General features: G+C 35.7%; 22 protein-coding genes. 10 read left to right on the top strand and 12 right to left on the bottom strand.

All coding sequences use genetic code 11. The features are described from left to right. Positions 1 to 11 precede the first annotated feature (11 nt). Both dut and HXV90_RS04135 read left to right on the top strand, forming a co-directional pair. Positions 12 to 449 carry a dUTP diphosphatase gene (dut, locus tag HXV90_RS04140; RefSeq protein ID WP_048392753.1) on the top strand — a complete coding sequence of 146 codons (438 nt, stop codon included), beginning with the start codon at positions 12 to 14 and terminating at the stop codon, positions 447 to 449. A 145-nt stretch (positions 450 to 594) separates the two neighbouring features. Beyond that, a complete protein-coding gene (locus tag HXV90_RS04135) occupies positions 595 to 1,443 on the top strand; it encodes a stalk domain-containing protein (RefSeq protein WP_269898456.1) in 849 nt (282 codons plus the stop codon). A gap of 83 nt (positions 1,444 to 1,526) precedes the next feature. On the opposite strand, the gene HXV90_RS04130 is transcribed toward HXV90_RS04135, so the two are convergent. After that, entirely contained in the window at positions 1,527 to 2,018 is a 492-nt protein-coding gene (locus HXV90_RS04130; protein WP_048392750.1) for a PaaI family thioesterase, read from the bottom strand. A gap of 307 nt (positions 2,019 to 2,325) precedes the next feature. Here HXV90_RS04130 and HXV90_RS04125 point away from each other — a divergent pair, with 307 nt between their 5' ends. Then, positions 2,326 to 2,922: a hypothetical protein gene (locus HXV90_RS04125; RefSeq protein ID WP_269898455.1), complete on the top strand. Its 597-nt coding sequence runs from the start codon at positions 2,326 to 2,328 to the stop codon at positions 2,920 to 2,922. Positions 2,923 to 3,031: 109 nt separating this feature from the next. Here the strand turns inward: HXV90_RS04125 and HXV90_RS04120 are convergent, their stop codons facing one another. Then, complete coding sequence (locus tag HXV90_RS04120; RefSeq protein WP_269898454.1) at positions 3,032 to 3,418, bottom strand: hypothetical protein; 387 nt, start codon at positions 3,416 to 3,418, stop codon at positions 3,032 to 3,034. Positions 3,419 to 3,610: 192 nt separating this feature from the next. On the opposite strand from HXV90_RS04120, the gene HXV90_RS04115 reads away from it, so the two are divergent. The 6 genes from HXV90_RS04115 to HXV90_RS04090 all read left to right on the top strand — a co-directional run bounded on the left by HXV90_RS04115 (position 3,611) and on the right by HXV90_RS04090 (position 9,456). Continuing rightward, positions 3,611 to 4,105, top strand: coding sequence for a DinB family protein (locus HXV90_RS04115; RefSeq protein WP_048392745.1), 495 nt, complete (start codon positions 3,611 to 3,613; stop codon positions 4,103 to 4,105). A 47-nt stretch (positions 4,106 to 4,152) separates the two neighbouring features. Beyond that, the gene (locus HXV90_RS04110) at positions 4,153 to 4,707 is read left to right on the top strand and encodes a GNAT family N-acetyltransferase (protein ID WP_115673611.1); all 555 of its coding nucleotides are present in this window, start codon (positions 4,153 to 4,155) and stop codon (positions 4,705 to 4,707) included. 14 nt (positions 4,708 to 4,721) lie between these two features. After that, positions 4,722 to 5,483, top strand: coding sequence for a glycosyltransferase (locus tag HXV90_RS04105; protein ID WP_269898453.1), 762 nt, complete (start codon positions 4,722 to 4,724; stop codon positions 5,481 to 5,483). Positions 5,484 to 5,676: 193 nt separating this feature from the next. Next, positions 5,677 to 6,621 (top strand): serine hydrolase domain-containing protein, encoded by a 945-nt coding sequence (locus HXV90_RS04100; RefSeq protein WP_269898452.1) that lies wholly within the window; start codon positions 5,677 to 5,679, stop codon positions 6,619 to 6,621. A 330-nt stretch (positions 6,622 to 6,951) separates the two neighbouring features. Then, positions 6,952 to 7,518, top strand: a complete 567-nt coding sequence (locus HXV90_RS04095; RefSeq protein WP_269899018.1) for a TetR/AcrR family transcriptional regulator — start codon at positions 6,952 to 6,954, stop codon at positions 7,516 to 7,518. A gap of 57 nt (positions 7,519 to 7,575) precedes the next feature. Then, positions 7,576 to 9,456 (top strand): alpha/beta fold hydrolase, encoded by a 1,881-nt coding sequence (locus HXV90_RS04090; RefSeq protein ID WP_269898451.1) that lies wholly within the window; start codon positions 7,576 to 7,578, stop codon positions 9,454 to 9,456. Between the two features lie 672 nt (positions 9,457 to 10,128). On the opposite strand, the gene HXV90_RS04085 is transcribed toward HXV90_RS04090, so the two are convergent. Then, entirely contained in the window at positions 10,129 to 11,016 is an 888-nt protein-coding gene (locus HXV90_RS04085) for a LysR family transcriptional regulator (RefSeq protein ID WP_269898450.1), read from the bottom strand. Positions 11,017 to 11,133: 117 nt separating this feature from the next. Between HXV90_RS04085 and HXV90_RS04080 the strand changes: the two genes are divergently transcribed. Next, positions 11,134 to 12,504, top strand: a complete 1,371-nt coding sequence (locus HXV90_RS04080) for an MFS transporter (RefSeq protein WP_269898449.1) — start codon at positions 11,134 to 11,136, stop codon at positions 12,502 to 12,504. Between the two features lie 729 nt (positions 12,505 to 13,233). On the opposite strand, the gene HXV90_RS23480 is transcribed toward HXV90_RS04080, so the two are convergent. From HXV90_RS23480 to HXV90_RS04035, 9 genes are all read right to left on the bottom strand, one after another. Continuing rightward, positions 13,234 to 13,464 (bottom strand): alpha/beta hydrolase, encoded by a 231-nt coding sequence (locus HXV90_RS23480; RefSeq protein WP_269898448.1) that lies wholly within the window; start codon positions 13,462 to 13,464, stop codon positions 13,234 to 13,236. A gap of 18 nt (positions 13,465 to 13,482) precedes the next feature. Next, the gene (locus tag HXV90_RS04070) at positions 13,483 to 13,845 is read right to left on the bottom strand and encodes an alpha/beta fold hydrolase (RefSeq protein WP_269898447.1); all 363 of its coding nucleotides are present in this window, start codon (positions 13,843 to 13,845) and stop codon (positions 13,483 to 13,485) included. Between the two features lie 799 nt (positions 13,846 to 14,644). Further along, complete coding sequence (locus HXV90_RS04065; protein WP_269898446.1) at positions 14,645 to 15,733, bottom strand: C39 family peptidase; 1,089 nt, start codon at positions 15,731 to 15,733, stop codon at positions 14,645 to 14,647. Positions 15,734 to 15,897: 164 nt separating this feature from the next. Further along, positions 15,898 to 16,023: a GNAT family N-acetyltransferase gene (locus tag HXV90_RS04060; protein ID WP_269898445.1), complete on the bottom strand. Its 126-nt coding sequence runs from the start codon at positions 16,021 to 16,023 to the stop codon at positions 15,898 to 15,900. 53 nt (positions 16,024 to 16,076) lie between these two features. Further along, positions 16,077 to 17,432: an FAD-dependent oxidoreductase gene (locus HXV90_RS04055; RefSeq protein WP_269898444.1), complete on the bottom strand. Its 1,356-nt coding sequence runs from the start codon at positions 17,430 to 17,432 to the stop codon at positions 16,077 to 16,079. 104 nt (positions 17,433 to 17,536) lie between these two features. Continuing rightward, complete coding sequence (locus HXV90_RS04050; RefSeq protein ID WP_269898443.1) at positions 17,537 to 17,761, bottom strand: hypothetical protein; 225 nt, start codon at positions 17,759 to 17,761, stop codon at positions 17,537 to 17,539. A gap of 46 nt (positions 17,762 to 17,807) precedes the next feature. After that, entirely contained in the window at positions 17,808 to 18,224 is a 417-nt protein-coding gene (gene arsC / locus HXV90_RS04045; RefSeq protein ID WP_269898442.1) for an arsenate reductase (thioredoxin), read from the bottom strand. Positions 18,225 to 18,236: 12 nt separating this feature from the next. After that, positions 18,237 to 19,295: an ACR3 family arsenite efflux transporter gene (gene arsB, locus HXV90_RS04040; RefSeq protein ID WP_269898441.1), complete on the bottom strand. Its 1,059-nt coding sequence runs from the start codon at positions 19,293 to 19,295 to the stop codon at positions 18,237 to 18,239. Continuing rightward, positions 19,288 to 19,614, bottom strand: a complete 327-nt coding sequence (locus tag HXV90_RS04035; protein ID WP_048395856.1) for an ArsR/SmtB family transcription factor — start codon at positions 19,612 to 19,614, stop codon at positions 19,288 to 19,290. Before HXV90_RS04035 ends, arsB begins: the two co-directional genes overlap by 8 nt. Positions 19,615 to 19,828: the final 214 nt, after the last annotated feature.

Here is a 19,828-nt window from a genome sequence, read left to right as displayed (position 1 = left end):
GATGAAGAACAATGAATCTAGAAGTAAAAATTAAAAAAGTTCACGCTGATGCCATGCTACCGATACAAGCCAACCCTGGTGATGCAGGCATGGACCTCTATTCCATAGAAGCAGTAGAAATCCCAGCAGGCGTAGCCAAACTCATTAAGACAGGTATTCAGATTGAGTTACCTAAGGGAACGGAAGCCCAAATTCGACCAAGAAGTGGACTAGCATTAAAGCATAGTGTAACCGTACTGAATAGCCCAGGCACTATAGATGAAGGCTATAGAGGCGAAATCGGTGTTATTTTAATCAACCATGGTCAAGAACCATTTATCGTAGAAAAATCAATGCGCATTGCTCAAATGGTTATTCAATTTGTTCCTTCTATTCAATTAGTGGAAGTAGATGAATTATCTCAAACGGTCCGTGGAGAATCTGGATTTGGTGCAAGTGGTACGAAATAGCGTACCTATATATAAACCGCATAAAGTTTACTTAAAAATCCTGCGAAAATGCAGGATTTTTTTGTTACCGTTGCTAATAGCAGGAGGAAATAATAGGGTACATATGGAATGAAGTAATGATAGCGAATTAAAGGAGCTAATAATCATGAAAAAAATATGTTCAGGTATTTTCCTTATGTTGATTGTCATTCTTACATCTATCACAACTGCTGCAGCAGCTAGTAGTCAACTAAAAGTGGACGGTATGACAGTACAAACGGATGTGAAGCCCGAAATAAAAAACAATCGAACAATGGTACCTTTACGCGTGATTAGTGAAAATTTAGGGGCTAAGGTGCATTGGTCGGATGGGCAAGTGATACTGACCCAAAGTGAGATGAAAGTCAGTTTAAAGTTAAACAGTAGTAAAGCCACAGTAAATGGAAAATCGGTATTATTGGATGCAAAGCCATACTTAAAGAATGGACGCATTATTGTACCATTACGTTTTCTAGCAGAAATCTTTGGCTGTAAAGTTCATTACGATCATTTAACGATCTCTATCGATACAGAGCCATTGATGATTAAGGGTGTGGAAGTGAAAGCATTACTTCATGAATACCACATGACAATGGGGGGAGTAGTCGAGCAAATCAATGGCAATGCCTATATGGAAGAAATGCACCGTATATTTACTAAAAATATGGGCAAGAAGATAAAACAGCCTAACGACTACACATGGTCTGTCCATAGCACCGTAATTGGGGGCTATTATAAAATGGGCCAATATGATTTCCTGAACAAGGAAGGTAGTAGCATAGCACGTTATGATCTCTATTCGTTGGTGCAATCTTCAGATAAACCTTTGACTGGACAGCCAGACGTGTTGATTTATGACGCAGCTGTTGACCAATGGTATGAGTTTAACAAAACTGCCAGTGACTCTATTTATTCGTTAATGGAAACTGCCACGAGAAATGGCTTTGTGACAGTTATTAGTAATACAGTTCCTTGATTATATAATCCATTAAAAACGCAGTAGAAGAGCACATCTATAAATAAGATGTGCTCTTCTTATTTTAGTGAGGATAAAAAATGCTAATCATTTTTATTTAGAAAAGTACTAGGCATGACTACAAGAACTACTGTTCCACGAGCACAAAGCGTATCCTGCGCGTAAACTTCAGTTTCTACTTTCCATTTTTTCGGGTGAATTTCCTCAACAGTGCCAATTGCCTTTAATGGAACATGTTGGGGTGTTGGCTTTAGGAAATCTACATTAAGGTTAGCCGTTACAAATCGAGGTGGCTCCGCTCCATCACCAATTTCATGTCCATTTTTACGATGCAAGGCAAGCGCTGCCGACCCTGTTCCATGGCAATCAATTAATGAAGCAATTAAACCACCATAGATAAATCCTGGAATACCCATATATTTTGATTCAGGTGTATAGATTGTAATCGTCTTATCACCATGCCACCCCGTGCGAAGATGATGACCATCATCATTCAAACGGCCACACCCATAACACCAAGCGATATCATCTGGATAAATATCTTGAATTGCTTTTTCTACTTTTAATTCTTCCATTCTTCTCTCCCCAATACTCTAGTATTATTTGTTTCTAATCGAACGTTAATCATTTAAGTATAATTAATCATTTCCATTCCATCAATAAAAATCTAAATATTCCATCTATTTAAACTATGTAAAAAAGCACTACCATAAAGTTGGACAAATTTTATTAGTGACAGATGGGAGGGCTGGTATCAGGAAGAAGGAAAAGCTGCATAGCTTGTAAAACGCTGGCATGGTGCAACAAAAGAAAGATGGTATACTAAGATCGTTACATTTTTCTTTTACCGTGCTGAAGAAGGAATTAAAGGAGTCAAAAGGTATGTCATTAGAAAATATAATCGATTGTATTTGCAAGGAAGCAACTAATAAAGACAGTAAAAAATTAGAAGAATTACTAGAGCAATTGTATGATTATGAAAGTGCTAAAATACTTGATATTTACCCTTATCAGATAAAAAGTAATGAAAAATATAGTCAAGTTGAAGTATTCTTCGATAAATTAGAGATGGTCGATTTCCAACAAAAAACGCAGGATTATCATTCGTACCAGAAAAGCCTAGAAAAATTTGAGAGATTTTTTGAATTGATGTGGTTAAAATCATCTGAATTTTATGCATTTTATTATTTACCAGATCCTTTATATAAGGATCAATTGTATTATAAAGTCTACGAGAATGAGTGGGGTAAAATTATACCTAAAGATCTTACAGAAGGCATTTTATTAAACATTGATGATTACACAATGTTAATTTCACTAATAAAATTAGCTGTTTCGGACCATCTCCATTTACATTTTATTTTACCTGAGGAGAATATTGTATTTAGTGGGAATGGCTTAGCCTTTTTAATTTACAGCCAACATAATCTTGAGTTATTAGAAAAGGTTGCTAATACGGAGGGGCTCTATATCCGTTGAAAAAGTGAGAGAACATTCCCAGCAACATGAAGCTAGATAATATAAAACATACCCTAAAAAATAGCAACAATCTATGTTTCTTACAGATCGTTGCTACTATTATTTAAAATCATTTATTTTGCTCTCGATAATTAATGGCCTCTTTAAATTCATCGGTAGCTAGGATATTGTAGAACATATTTCTACTGTTTACGTTTGCTATTGTCCCAGTGATTGTATTATCAATCCATAGATAGTATTCATCATCGTTTAGTTTGATCTTATACTGCGGAGCAATTTCGTTATCGACCTCACCGAATTCTCTAGCTTTTTTAAATGTTTTTTCTATAATTTTAATATCTTTCGCATCGGAGATTTGTTGTAAAGTATCGGGTTGCACTTCATCGAAATTAATTAATTCTTGAATTTCTATCACCTCCGATGCTTCTTTCTGATCGTTACAAGCAACTAACGCTAAAGAACAAATCATTAACAACAAAATTGTTTTTATTTTCACCTTGTCTTCACCCCTTTTTGTTCAATCTAGTATATTCCCTTATGAACATTTCTTCAAACTGCAAAACCCTCAAAGTATTTACATATTCTAACAGTCTAAAAAAGGTTTAACCATAGCATAAAAACTTATCTGAGAGCTTTCCCCTTGAATGGAATTTATAGTATGCTGATTAAAAGGGAGGAGAGGGATTTTATGGTTAAACAATTGATTGTTGGGGATACAACACAGGAATTGGCTTCTACTCGTCGCATGCTGGAACGCTTGCCCGACGAGCATATGACATGGAGGCCACATGAGAAATCAATGACACTAGGAGGTCTGGCCACGCACCTAATCAATCTGCTAAACTGGCAAATGGCTATTTTACAGTACTTAGACTTTGATCTTTCCACCGTTCCGTTACGACGAGAGGCATTAGAAAAGCGAGCTGACATTCTGGATGAGTTCGATACAAACGTAAGAAAACTGGAAATGATGCTTACTGAATGTGATGAGAAAACGCTTGGAGAGGAATGGACACTACGTCATGGTGACCATATTATTCGCCAAGAGCCTCGAGCAATTGCGTTCCGCACCTTCGGATTAAGCCACATGGTCCATCATCGGGCGCAACTTGGGGTATACTTGCGACTTCTCGATATTCCAGTACCAGGCATCTACGGCCCCTCTGCAGACGAAGAAGCCTAGTAAACTACTTCCATGAATCGCTATTTAGAAAGGTATGAGGTGTTCGATTGACTAAGATAATGACGAAAACAGAACGATTAATTATTCGATTAATGGAAGAGGGAGATTACTCTTCTTGGCTTACGCAATATGAAAATCGTTTACCTTCCCAGCATAAATACGATGAAGGTAAATTAGATATGAGCATCTGTACGAAAGAATGGTTTATTGATTTAGTTACTAAGCATCATCAGATGGCTGAGGATGATAAGGTGTATGTATTTGGAGTATTTAGAAAAACAGATAATACGCATATTGGTTTTGTAGACTTTTCCACAATTATGAGGGAAGAATTTCAATGGGCTAGGTTCGGGTATACCATTCATAACCATTTTTGGAGAAAAGGTTATGGTAAAGAGGCTGTAAAGGCAGCGATTGATCTAGCATTTGAAAAATTAAATTATCATCGAATAGAAGCTCATATAAACCTCGACAATACGGCATCTATAAAATTAGCAGAAAATGTTGGGATGCTTTATGAATGCACGAGGAAAGGATTCATATACGAGGACAACAAGTGGACTGATCAGCTGGTTTATTTTATAAATGCAGAAGACATTTAAAAGGGAGGAGCTGTATGTACGACATGGAGAACTCTTTAGAAGTGCAAAAGAAAGAGGATATAAAAATTTCAATAGTCATACCAGCCCATAATGAAGAAAAATACATTGGAAAGTGCTTAGAATCTATTTTAAAGGCTTCCAAATCCTTTGAAAATCAAGTAGAGATTATTGTTGTTTTAAATCGCTGTACAGATAGAACAGAGGAAATTGCAAAATCGTATAATTGTATCCTACTAAAAAATAGCGATAAGAACCTTTCGAAGATTAGGAACGCTGGCGTTGATATGGCAAGAGGTGAAATCATCGTCACAATTGATGCCGATACACAGATGAACGAACATGTGTTATCGAAGGCAGTGGAGAACTTAAGCACAGGTAAGTACATTGGCGGGGGCGTTACAGGAAAGTTTGAAAGAATGTCCTTAGGAATTTTTGTTTCAGCTTTGTTATTAATCGGACCACTATTTTTAAAATATGGTGCAATTTCTGTAGGCATCTTTTGGTGCTACAAAAAAGATTTTCAAGCAATTAATGGATTTAATGAAAATATGCTCATGGCAGAAGATGCCGATTTTGCTAAACGATTAAAAGATTGGGGAAAAAAGAACGGAAAAAAATACGGAACAATTCAAAATGGAATGATCACTTCAAGCAGAAAATTTGATAAGCATGGAGACTGGGTTTTACTTAAACGTCCTAAAATGATCCTAGCATACCTTAAAGGTACAGATCAGAAACATGCGAATGAAGCATATTATGAAAATGAAGATAGATAAAAAGAAACCGTAACGTTAATCGAACAAGGATTAACGTTTTTTTGTTATCACACTAGCTGGAAAAAAGAAAAGAATTGAATAATTTTTTATAATAAAATATTCTTTATTACATCAATATTGATGATTCATTTTAGCGAAAGGATGGGGATTGATATAGCTGACGTCAATGTGTCAAACCCTAACAATCAGAATGATGAATAACTTTGAAGATTTAATAGAAAAAGAGTATTCCAATATAGCAGGCATCGCTATTAGAAAAGATAATCATTTAATTTACGAAAAATATTTTGATGGGTACACCCCAGATGATGCTTTGCATATAGCATCTGTCACTAAAAGTATCATCTCCATTCTTATTGGAATGGCAATTGATAAAGGATATATGAAAAATATAGAACAGCATGTGTTAGATTTTTTTCCAAATTATATAGTGAAACGTGGCGAAAAAACCATTCAAAACATCACCATCGCAAATTTGTTGTCAATGACTGCACCCTATAAATACAAGTCAGAGCCTTATACAAAAGTATATTCAAGTGATGACTGGGTAAAAGCTGCATTGGATTTGCTAGGAGGCAAAGGTAGTATTGGGGTGTTTAACTATTCTACCGTTGGCACACATATTTTATCAGGTGTTCTTACAACTGCCACTGGTCAATCTGTTCTTGATTTCGCTACAGAAAACTTGTTTAAACCTCTTGCAATCAAAGCTCCCACAAATACAACTATACAAAATAAAGAAGACTATTTCGCTTTTCTGAATGATAAATATGTAACTGGCTGGATAGTAGATCCTAAGGAAGTAAATACCGCTGGTTGGGGACTTACGTTAACAACCCGAGATATGGCCAAAATAGGTCAGCTCTATTTAAATGGGGGTGTATGGAACGGTCGCCAAATTCTTTCTTCTCAATGGATAGAGGACAGCACTAAAGTACAAAGTCGATCAGGAAAGCTGACCTATGGTTATTTGTGGTGGATACTTGATGATTGCTATGCAGCTTTGGGGGATGGTGGAAATGTAATATTCATAAATCCTCAAAAGAAGATGGTCATTTCGATTGCTTCGCGCTTTATGCCACGTGCCAAGGATCGTGTTGAATTGATTAGAAAACATATGATGCCATTGTTTGAATAACAGCTAGGGATAATAAAAAATTATGGTAAATACACTCCATTTTGATCATCATCAATCAAAATGGAGTTTTTATATTGAATAAAGGATATTAATGAATCAATTTTGTCAATCATCCTTAATGAGCATAAAAGCATCTACTTTATTGACTACAAAATAACATTACAAGCCATCCAAAACAGTTTTGGGGATCCGTTCAACTTTGTTCAAAATGACATTTTTAAAATCAATTAAAGTTTCGCATTTTTAATCAAAATTTTTTTAAACTAACAAAAATACTTGCAACACCAATTGTAGTACTGTATAGTACTAATTATGACAAAGGTAAAATTAATGAATCAAAAACGTGTAATTGAAGTAGCTGCAACATTATTTTTAGAAAAAGGGTTTGCTTATACAAGCATGGATGAATTAGTTCGTGTAAGCAAAGTTTCAAAGTCTAATGTGTATTATCACTTCTCTAATAAGGAAGAATTGTTGGAAGGGGTCGTTGATTATTGGATTGAAATGTATCAATCTGCAATAGATGACTTACTATCTCAAAACCATTTATTAGTTGAAGATCGTATCAAAATGTTTTTAAAGCAAATAACACAAGGAGTTCAAAAGAGAGAATATAAGGGGAGCTGTCCATTTATTACGCTTTATATTCATAGTCCTACAAATGCCACAAAAGTAAAAGAAAAAATAGGTCTTTTTTTTAAAGGCTTACAAACGAAAGTTTCCCTATTCCTTAAACAAGGGGTAGAGAATGGTGAATTTAGAAAGACAATAAATATTGACGAGGTCGCATCTCTTTTTATTACAAATCTTGAAGGAGCGCTATTTATTTCAGAAACACTGGAGGATGCAACTGTAATCATGAAAACAGCAGATCATTTGTTTAACTTGCTTCGGTAAAAGAAGCATTTTTTTTACATCAAATTAGTACTAAACAGTACTACTAGGAGGATTTTTATGAGAACAGTATTTTTAACGGGTGGAACAGGTTTTATTGGAAAGCAATTAGTGAAGGAATTAGCCAAAGAGGATGTGAACATTCTTCTTTTAGTGAGGTCTAAAAGTAAAGCAACACAGATTTTTCAGGAAAGAGACATCTTAAAAGAGGAAAATATGCACTTTATTGAAGGTGATTTAACGAAAATAGACTTAGGTCTAAGTGCTGAAGATAAGGAGTTGGTATTGAAAACGGATGTGATTATTCACGCAGGAGGCTCCATGGATATTCAAGCGACAAACAAAGAGGCAACTTCTGTATTTTTGAATGGCGCCAAACATATTAGTGAATTCGCTAAAAGTATTCATCAATTGAAGGGCTTGCAGCAATTTATTCATGTTGTAGGTTACATGAGTCCCTTCGATGATAATAATAGCAAGGTTGCGATAGATGTATTTAAAGAAGGAAACAAATTTTTAAAAATAAAAAATCCATATGAGAAAACAAAATTTTTAGCTGATCTTTATATCCGTCAACAGGCATCAGCAGTAGGTTATCCGCTGTCTGTCATTAATCCGCCAACTGTGGTTGGTAGTAGTAAAACAGGGAGTACAGAGCAGATAGCAGGATTAGGTTTGCTTGTGACAAGTATGCGAAGAGGGCTCATGCCAGTGATTCCGGGAGGTAAGGGATATAGGTTGCCACTGATTTCAAACGATGAGTTTGCGAAGTTTATTGTGCAGGTTTTCAAATTGGAGCAGCCGACTATTCAAACATATACACTTGTTGATGACAAAGAGAACGATCCGAACATTGCTGAATTATTAAGTGTTATGTCGGAAAGTATGAATATGAGGGCACCAAAAATCTCTGTTCCAATGCCGCTTATGAAAACAATAATGAAAAGTGGAGTAAGTAAAATAACAAACATTCCTTCTGATGGACTGAATTTTATCACAAAACGAACATTTTCAAATGGTTCGGTGAAAACCATGAGGGGGGGAGATTGGTTTAAGAAGATGAGTGTCATGAACTTTTTCCCTGCCGTAGTAGCTGATCTGGATTATCGATTGATGTATCAAAATGGGGAGCATCATCATTTATTTGAGCGAACATTATGCGATAACAATACCCTTTACCAATTACACGGAGAGGGAAAACCGTTTATTTTATTACATGGTTTATTGAGTGATGGGGAGGATTTATTTCCTTTAGCGCTAGAGCTTCATGAAAAAACGGGTCAACCTGTATGGATCTTGGATCTTCCAGGTTTGGGACGTTCTCCTTTTAAACGCGAGAAAAATCTTTTAAATATCTATTTGAATGTAGTAAAAAAGTTATTGGAGAAAGCTACTAACGGCGCCCATCTAATTGGCCATTCATTTGGTGCGTATATTCTTTTGGAAGCATTAGTACAAAAGTACATAGATAAGAAGTATACAATTACTTTACTTCAGCCACCTATTACTAAAAAAAATGCTAAATCGATAAATGTTCCTCAATTTATGAACAAATGGACATTGAAATTGGCAACTACTAATTTGATAGAGCGATATTTATTAAGTAATGGTTTATTTGAAAGTACAGAGAGCATCCCTGAACATTATATTGAAAAACTAAGTAAAAGTTTTACTTCTCCTAGAATTTTAAATACTACGGTTCAGCTTAACAGTTTACTAACGAAAAACGTTCAAGGTGATTTCAATGAAGTAACAACGTATAATCTTCACATTATTTGGGGGGATTCTGACAGAGGCTATTCTGCTCCTTCACATCTGGGTAAGGTTGATTTTGTTCCATATGGTCATCATTTTCCTCTTAGCCATCCGAGTGAAACGGCTAATTTGGTCATAAAAAACAGTAATGCATTTGCAAAAGAAGCTGAGATCTTGCTTCGGTAAAACTACTATTTAGTGTCCTTTCTACAGGTAGCAGTGAAAATTACTGATATATTACAGCTGAAAAAGTATATACCTAACCAGTTGTCGAAATTTATTTGACGACTGGTTATTTAGTATTATTCTTCAGAATTAAGGAATCAAGAAGAACGAATTTAATAAAAGGAAACTTGATGCAGTATATTGTTTTATTTAAAGAAAATTCTTTTTTAGAGTATGGGGAAGACGAAAGGGACTACGAAATTATTCATATTCCAACAGAGACATTAAAAGAATTATTTGAAGATAATTCAAGATCTAATTGCATTTTTATAAAACGATTTAATAGATATCGAGGTGATTGAGGATTAATATCTTTTTCAATGAGCATTCGTAAATAATCGCCTATGTTCATTTGTCCTCTTATTGGATATGGCAGCTGAAAACAACTTTTTTATTATATGAAATGGGGAAACTATTTTTTAAAGTAATACTATCTTAGGCACCAATGTATTAAGTTTTTTAACATATATTAAACTTTCATTCAACAATTGGGCCAGATTGTAGAGTAACTTCAGGGCATAACTTCTAACTAATAAATATACTATGTACGTTATTCGTTAGAAGTTATAATACTCAATTTAATAGTAGGTTGTTCCTTAACCTCATCGAATCGGTACGAGTCATGCAATAAGATTAATTGGACTGGTTTGATATTGCCTCAAAATAGTCTAGAACTACCTTGCGGAATTCCAATGAAGCTTGCGTCATGTATCGACTTTTATGCCATAATAAAGCGATATCACGTACAATTTCATGATCCTCAACTTGCAAATATTTAATCTTTTCCCATGATATTTTTGCTGTGCTTGGTATGAAGGCAAGTCCAATTTCAGCTTCTACAAGAGTGATCAAACGTGTAGGTTCATCGCCCTCATACACATATTTAAGGTCAATTCCAGCCGATTTACATACAGCGTCTACTAAATCACGAGTGCCGTATCCTCTTTTCACACCGACAAAGCTTTCATCCTTAAGTTCTGTTAAACATACGCTACTTCGGTCTGCCAGCCGATGCCCATTAGGAACTGCAACAAGAATGGGATCAACAAAGACAACTTGACATTCGATGTCTTGCCCTTGAAAAGGAGAGGACGACAAGCAAAAATCGACTTCGCCTCGATGTAAAAGCGTGACCATTTCCAGTGTGGTCAGCATTTGCACATGAAATTGGATATTAGGACGTTTTTTACGAAACTCTCGCATTATCTGGGGCAAAGTGCTTGCTGTGGTTACCGCAAGCTTAAGTGTACCAGATTCTGCTCTGGACAAATCGCTAATCTCCTGCTTCCCCTGTTCCAACTCAAACAAAGCCCTTTCCGCGCGACGAATGAATTTGTTGCCAAATTCATTTAATCGCAGTTTCCTGCCTGTGCGATCAAATAAAGGTACCCCTAAATCTTCTTCCAGACGCTGAATCGTTTTGCTTAGCGACGATTGCGTAACGTGGAGACTTCGGGCAGCTTCGGTTACATGCTCTAATCGAGCTACCTCAAGAAAATATTGTAGTTGAAGAAGTTCCATTTCTTTTTCTCTCCAATCATTCCTTTTGGTCAATGATATCATAACTTTAAATGCGTTGGAATGAATGTAAAATTTCAAGTAAGATATCAATGTAACAAATATAAAGGGGGGTAAAATATGAATTCTCGTAGCAGGTGGCTAATGATATCCGTTGGACTAGGAATATTATTAAACCCTTTAAATTCATCAATGATTTCTGTTGCTATTGCTAGGTTGCAACATGTGTATAGCATTGATTTTACTGCTGTTTCCTGGATTGTGTTTTCATTTTATATCGCTAGTGCTATCGCCCAACCTGTAATGGGGAAGGCTAGTGATTTATTCGGTCGGAGAAAGATATTTCTGGCTGGACTTGTTGTATCCTTAATTTCTTCTATTCTGGCACCATTTTCTCCAAATTTCGGATGGCTTATAGTGTCCAGAATTGTACAATCAATCGGAACTAGTATGCTGATTGCAGTTGGAACAGCTATCGTACGCATTCATATTACAGAAAAGCAAGCAGATGCTTTAGCAGGTTTATCGATTTTCCTATCCGGTGCGGCAGCAATAGGACCTTTTGCTGGAGGAGTACTTATTCAATGGTGGGACTGGCCAGCGATCTTCATCGTCAATATCCCGTTTGTTGTGGCGAGCTTTATATTAGCTTGGAAAATGATTCCTAATGATGGATCGGCAGCAATGGTTTCACGTGACATGTCGTTTCAAAAATTACTGGGTGTGATTGATGTGCCAGGAATTCTGCTCTTTGCGGTGGGTCTGATTGCACTTCTAGTTGGCTTGCTGTCAGCGAAATCATCTGGGCATTTCTCTATGTGGAATGTCGTTATTGTGCTAATCGGGCTCGTTGCGTTGGGAATATTCGTACAACATGAGCTAAAAACAATGTCGCCATTTATTCCTTTACGCACCTTCGCCAAATATCCAGGGATGGCTTGGGTCAATATACAATACTTGCTAGTTAACTTACTTTATTATTCACTCTTTTTTGGGATTCCATCATACCTGCAAATGGTGCGTCATGTCAGTGAATTTCAGACAGGGATTCTTATGTTAACCTTGGGCTTGAGCTCGATTGTAGTTTCGCCAATAGCAGGGAAATGGGTCGGTAAATCGGGACCAAGACCTGCATTGATTGTATCCTCATTACTGATGGTAGTGGGGGCAGTGTGGATTGTGACATGGACGCAAAGTTCACCAGTCATCAGTGTGTGCCTGGCGTTAGCCGCATTCGGTTTTAGCAACGGGCTAAACGCTGTTAGTATGCAGGCAGCTTTGTTTAAAAGCTCTCCAAAAGAAATTGCTGGTGTAGCATCTGGCCTATTTAATACATCGAGATACTTGGGAACAATTTTATCTTCACTGTTGACAGGTATCATTATGGGAGGTGCGTTCAACTTGACAGGATTCCGATTGCTGGGAGTTTTCCTAACGGTTATTGCATTGGTCTTAGTATTTATAAGTCTGCGCCTCAGATATTCTGAGTAATTGGATGAAACCGAGTACAAGCAATTAAAACAAAAAATAAAAATAGGAGTTGAATGTGACAACTGTTAGTATTAAGGAATGGTCCTCATGAGATCAAGCTTGGAAGGAAATGCAAAAGGATAAACACCCCAAGATGAGAAAGTCATCCAGAAGTTGAATGCGAGAGCGCAAACTTTCGCCGCGAATACCCTTGGAAATGCAGGTCAAAAACGGATGGAGCAAGTTATTCAATGGTTCAATAGAATGAGGATTACGACAAAAGAATTGGTTAATACTACATTTTAAATTCATTTCGTCTCACTATTATTAGTATACTTTTCAATGAAATATAACTTCCTATAATTTATATTATGTAAACTAAAATTATTTGGCGTGGAGGAGGGCTTGAATACACCAATATCTGTACTTTTCGACTTGTAATTTTCAAGTTCCTTATAATTTTCATGTGAACGATAACTCTCCTTTTTTACGATAATGGGATGATTTTGTACAGATAATAATTATTGTTTAATACGATTGCGATACATTTGCGACACTGATGTGGCAACAAAATTAAGAAAACGTTGACTTATGAACACTTCAAGAACTTCTTGGTCATGAAAGTATTACATCAACTCAAGTCTATACCCATGTTGAGTTTGAACAGAAAAAGAAAGCCATTGATTCTTTTTGCTCTACATTTAGATAGAAAGATATTAATCGTAATTATTTTAAATTGTTAACAGGTAATCAAAATTTTATTAATTCATCATACATTCTTTCAGAATCATGCCCGAGCCAAATTAAATGACCCCAATTTTGAAGAATACAAAGTTTCGAATTTGTGATGTTATGTTGTGCATGATAAGCATGTTCAACAGGTGCAGCACTATCATTTATACTATGTAAAATTAATGTAGGACACTTAATTGAGCATAAATCAGCTGCAGAAATTGTTCCAGTTTGTGATAAGTCGATCATAAAACCATATCCAGAGCGTTATCTATTGTTCATTTTACGAAACATCTTAATATCAACATCAGTAATTTGAGCGGCTACTTCAATATAAGGAAGTTTACTAAAAGAAGAGGCCATTTGTTTAAACATAAATTCGGAAAATCGGTTACTTAAGTGACTAATTATTCTCCAAATATATTTTTCTATAGTAGGACGAAATAAAATTTTGGCTGCTTTATATTCCATATCTTTAGATGTAAGCCATTGTTTCGTTACGGCCGATTGTAGAGTAAGACTTCTTACACGTTCTGGATAATTAGAAGCAAAAAAGATTCCACTTGGTCCTCCAGCAGAAATGGCAATTAAAGAGACCTCCTCGGGTAAGCACAACCACTTTCCTCTCATATAACTAACCGCCAGATTTACTGTATGGGATTCGAACAGTATTAGACTTCGCTTTGTTATGCAAGTTTATCCATCCCAAGCTAGCCTTCTATCTGATTTCTGTTCAACAGTTTGAGAGTTTGCGTCTTATTACCTCCAGATTCCACGTCGCCATGGACACCCCTGTCTTTTTCTAACAGATCCTACTGCCAAGCCTGTATGGACTTTTACCATCGAGTTGTTGTACATGCCGGGCACACATAAAAAGCGTTAATCCATTTGGATCAACGCTTCATTTATTCATCTTGTTTAAAAATTAATCTCTTTGCTTAACTAATGCGAAACAATAAGCTATAAAAACAGTGGTAAATAGTAACGCAAGTAATGTCCATCCATTAAAGAAGATATTATTTGAATATGTGTTAAGTAATGGAATTTGAGTTATTTTAGTAACTGAATCATTATTTTCAAAGACTAATAATCTAAATTCTCTTGCTTCTTTAAAAGTAAAGAAATATATAATACTCGAAAGAAGGAATGAAAATATAATTATTATTTTATATTGCATTGTCTTGAAAGTTCTTTTAGCAAAAGAATATGCAATTTTAAATGTACCAATAATCGAAACTATCAAGAACGGGATTAAAATACTAAAGGAAAGAGTCCTGGATTACCATTACTAATATTATTCTCTGAACTACCTATCAAAACTGGTTCAGTTTAAAAATTAATCAAGTAAAAGGCGATAGAAGTTACAATAATGTTTAAAGAATAAAAAACAATGATAATTTATTCACTTTTCCCCCTCACAATCTTTAAATTATCTACTCATGTAAACTGTATTGATTTTATCAGATATACTTGTCCAACTTACATAATTAGTAGATGTATTATATTGTCCACCGTCTGGATCTTTATAACCTACATAATTTCCACCTTCAGTGTCATAACCATGTATTAGTCTCCAATGGTAGTTTTCTCCACTAAGTAATAACCATACTGCTCCAACAGGATTATTACCGTTTATCGCTGTTTGGATACCTCCAAATGTTGGTGCACCACTAGAATTATAGTTCCATCCTGTCATGTCATGATTTAAGTGAAGTTTTAGACCATTTGCAAAAGAATATGCATTAGTACCCCATAAAGATGAATTCATATCAAAATATAAATGATTTATAAGATTTGCATTTGAATATGAATAGTAGTTATAGTCTCTAACAGAATAACCTTGAGTTTTATAGTAGTTGGTGATCATTGCACCAGTAGCAGGTCCACACGATGAATCGGGATTGGCAACGTTCGTCAATCTCTGCCACACTCTTGTGATAGGTAATTCTTTTGGACCTATAACGCCCAACGGAGTAATATCTAAAGTATTTTCTGAAAATGTGGAAACCTCATTCGTTTGAATTTGATCTTGCTTTTGCTTGTATTGAAGTCCAAATTTATATCTTTGAAGTTCTCTAGCACCCTCGAAATCCTTAGCTTCTTGAGCTTTCTTTACCATTCCATTTAGTCTATCGTTCAATTTTGCTTTAAGTGACTCTCCTGAATCACTAAACTCTATTTCATCAAGTCCTAAATAGAATGCCTTTTGATTAGTGTTTTTCTCTAAGATTTCTCCATACTTTGTATCAATATTTTCATCGAAATTGCCAAATTCCAAAATGGCATCTAATCTTTCGTCATTGGCAGCTAAAACAAAGCCTGTTAATTTTTTATTAACATATATATTGTAGTAATGTGCAATTACAGTATCATCCAAACCATACAATTCACGGATGTGAACCAAGTTATATGAGTCATCGTTAGTAATATTGAATTTCTCTTTCTTTAATTCTACCAAATTCTCTGCGTTGGAATCAATCGAATCCTTACCACTTGCTTCTGTGTTAAAATTAAACAAGAAAATGTCACAAGAACAAGAAAAAGTGATGCATAAATTTTCCCACTTACTTTTTCAAAAATATACATTTTAATTCCTCTATTTCTAAATTTAGACATTTTTATTTTCTATTATATAACATCAGATAGATATTTCAAACAATTTTAACTATTTTTACCTTACCATTACCTCTGTTCACTTGGCACTATTGTTTCAAAAGTTGCCATCCCTGTTTCGATTCCCTCTTTATAAATCTTTAATACCTCTTGTAAATCCTTCTTTTCCATTTTACGAATAATTAGTGTGTCCATCCCATTTCCCCCTTAGTTAAAAGGACTGCTAGCTTGCGCTAACAGTCAAATTTTTAACAACATGAATTTGATGGATCAGTAAGATTTATACCGCATACACCTGTTTCTGGTAATTCTAATTCCACACGCTTCGACGCTTCTTCATCTCCTGATAAATAAGCTGTTATGGAACGAACCTGTTCGTAGCCTGTGGCCATTAAGAATGTAGGTGCGCGTCCATAACTTTTTGCACCGACAATGTAGAAGTTCTTTTCTGGTTGTCGTAGTGTTTCTTCTCCATGCGCCCTTACTGTGCCACAACTATGCTCATTAGGATCAATTAAGGGCGCTAATGCTTGCACACTTTCTGTAGCTGTATCGATAGATAAACGCAATTCATTGTTCATGGTAAAATCAGGTCGATTTCCTGCATTAACAATAAGTTCATCGAATCCTGTAAGTACTTTTTGTTCTCCATTACTAGTACCTACAACATGGATATTCTCTTCTTTTTTCACTTGTGAAATATAGAAAGGTGTTACTACCTCAATCTTTCCTGTATCTACTAACTCATGGATGCGAATACCCAGTGCGCCACGTGCTGCCAACGCATCTTTTTCCTCACCGCCATAGGCCTCTTCTACAGATTTTTTACGCATAATCCACACAAGCTTTGTTGCAGGATTATCTTTTTGTAATTCAGCCAAAGCTAATAAGGTATTGATCGCTGAATGACCACCACCAATGACAGCAACCTTCTTATTTGCATATCTCTTAGGGTTCGTATTTATATCTGGAATACCATACTCAATGTGATCTGCTAATGCTTTTTCATTTTGCAGCCATACACCTGTAGAATTTGCTGGGTTTGGATTTCCCCATGTTCCTGTTGCATCAATAACTGCTTTCGCCTCAATAATATCGATATCATCCTCTTTTTCAACATATATATTAAAGGACTGATTGAATCGATTTTTTGATTTCATTTTATCATTTAATTGTCTTGATATACCTACTACTTTTGAGTTCAATCGGATATTTGGTTTTATTTGTGTTAACTCTGCTAAAGGTTTTAAATAAAGATCTATTAATTCATGCCCCGTAGGTATTGTTTCTAAGTTAGGTTCTATCCAATCAGACCCCTCTAATAATGATTTAGCAGCTTTATTGATGTTATAACGCCATGGAGAAAATAATGTGACATGACCCCAAGTACGAATATTGTGTGCTATTTCATTGCCAGCTTCAAGTAAAATAAATGACTGGTTCTGCTCTACTAGATGAGCAGCAGTAGCTAACCCGATAGGACCTGCACCAATTATGACAATCGGTAAATTCTTATTTGGGATATTAACACTCTCCTGTACTTCAATATCCTTGGTTGTAGTACAACAAGATTGATTTTGGTTGATTACTTTTAGTGTTTTCATATAAATTTCTCCACTTTTCTCTATATAAGCATTTTCTTATATAAAATATATTTTTTTACGTCTATCAGTTAGCTAGACGCAATTTATTTAAGCTTTTGTAATAGTTATGAACACACTTCAATTTCACACATGATTTTATCAATTTCTTTTATAGCTTTTTCAAATTGCAAACATGTCGAAGTGCCGTAACGATCCATATCTCCTTTAAAGAAGAAATCAAAAGCGAACTCTTTAGCCTGTTTCAAAGTGTAGTCTCTACTATTCATAATTAACTTTAAATAGGCGATAAAATAATCTTTTGTTAATACGCTAGCATGGTTAACTGTCATTATCGTATCCTCCATTCAACAGATTGAATATTTGCTAACAGAAGTATTACAGCTGCTCAGCTACAAATTGCTCAATCCGTTTTCCAATTGCATCACGTACAGTTTGGAATACAATCCATTTTTCTTCATCTGTACCTGTCGCTTTCGCAGGATCTTCAAATCCCCAATGCTCACGACGAACGTGAGGAGGTGTCATCGGGCATTTATCTGCTGCATCCCCACATAACGTGACAACTAACGTTGCACTGTTTAATGTCTCAGTATCAATTACATCTGATGTATGATTCGAAATATCGATGCCTACCTCGGCCATCGCTTTTATAGCATTCGGGTTTACACCATTTGCTTCAATACCCGCACTTTTAACTGTCCAATTGGTAGGTAGTAATTCCTTTGCCCATCCTTCAGCCATCTGACTTCGACATGAGTTTCCTGTACATAAGAAATAAAGTGTATTTGTCATAGTAATTGCTCCTTATAATTTAATGGTTTTAAAGTATTTTTTCTGCCAACGTAGGGCCACCCATACAAGTCCTATGAGAACAGGTACTTCTACAAGTGGACCAATAACAGCAGCAAATGCCACGCCACTATGCAGGCCAAACACACCAACTGCAACCGCAATCGCTAGCTCAAAATTGTTACTTGCAGCTGTAAAAGAAAGAGCTGCTGTGACAGGATAAGATGCCCCTACTTTACGGGAAGAGAAGAATGACACAGCAAACATGATCACAAAGTAAATAAATAATGGAATAGCAATTCGCACTACATCAAGTGGCAGTTCTACTAATTGCTCACCCTTTAAAGCAAACATCATCACAATCGTGAACAGCAGTGCAATTAGAGTTAGAGGTGAAATTTTCGGTAAGAACTTTTCCTCATACCAATGTTTCCCTTTTGTTTTAATCCCTATCCAACGTGTGAGGAACCCTGCAGCAAACGGGATACCTAAGTATATAAGTACGCTCTTAGTAATCTCCCACATAGAAATGGATACATGGAAATTCTCTAAACCAAACCAACCAGGTAATACATTTAAGAAAAAGTAAGCAAAAATTGAATAAGTCACGATTTGAAAGATGGAGTTAAACGCAACTAAACCAGCTACATATTCACGGTCTCCACGTGCTAAATCGTTCCATACAATCACCATTGCAATACAACGAGCTAAACCAATCATAATCAGTCCAGCCATATACTCTGGATAATCGTGCAGGAAGAGGATGGCTAAAAAGAACATTAAGAACGGTCCGAGTAACCAGTTTTGAAAAAGAGAAAGTAAAAGCACTTTCCAATCCTTAAACACACGCCACATCTCTTCATACTTTACTTTCGCTAATGGTGGGTACATCATGACAATTAACCCGATAGCAATCGGTATGGATGTTGTGCCAATAGACATGGCCTCTAATGCTTCTCCAATATTAGGCATTGTCAAACTTAATAAAACACCTATTCCCATAGCAACAAATATCCATAAGGTAAGGTAACGATCTAGAAAAGATAGCTGCTTGGTTAAAGAATCATTACTCATTTATATTTCCCCCTACATGGCAACAATCTGTGCCACAGTTGCAACCCTTTAAAGGCTGAATTTGTTCTAAGATGCCCTTCATCAATGGCGTTTGATCCTCCACTAAACGGTAATGTTTCCAAGTCCCTACTTTTCGTTCCGTAATAATGCCTGCCTCCTTTAATTTTCGAAGATGTTGACTAACGGCTGGTTGTGATATTCCTAGCACATCCACAAAATCACATACACATACCTCCCCATTTTTCATGCATGCAAGTAATTTAATGCGGTTTAAATCTGCAGCTGCTTTTAGTTGTTTTTCAATTAGTGTATTTTCCATTTATCTGCACTCCTTATATAATTAGAAAGGTGAATTAATTCGTATATAACTATATTCTTATATTATGATTTAATGTTTTGAATTGCAACAGATTTTTATCCAATTTGACGTTGCTTTGAAATAAAGTTTGAGCAAAAACACCTCACAAACCTTTATTTTACGTTAAATAAGAAGAATCCCTTTTTGAAAAAGATTGATCAAAAGGGATTTTTCT

Source organism: Lysinibacillus sp. JK80 (genome assembly GCF_027557635.1).
Classification (GTDB): domain Bacteria; phylum Bacillota; class Bacilli; order Bacillales_A; family Planococcaceae; genus Lysinibacillus; species Lysinibacillus capsici.
Note: the sequence above shows the minus strand (reverse complement) of the source record. Positions and strands in the feature narration are given on the sequence as shown.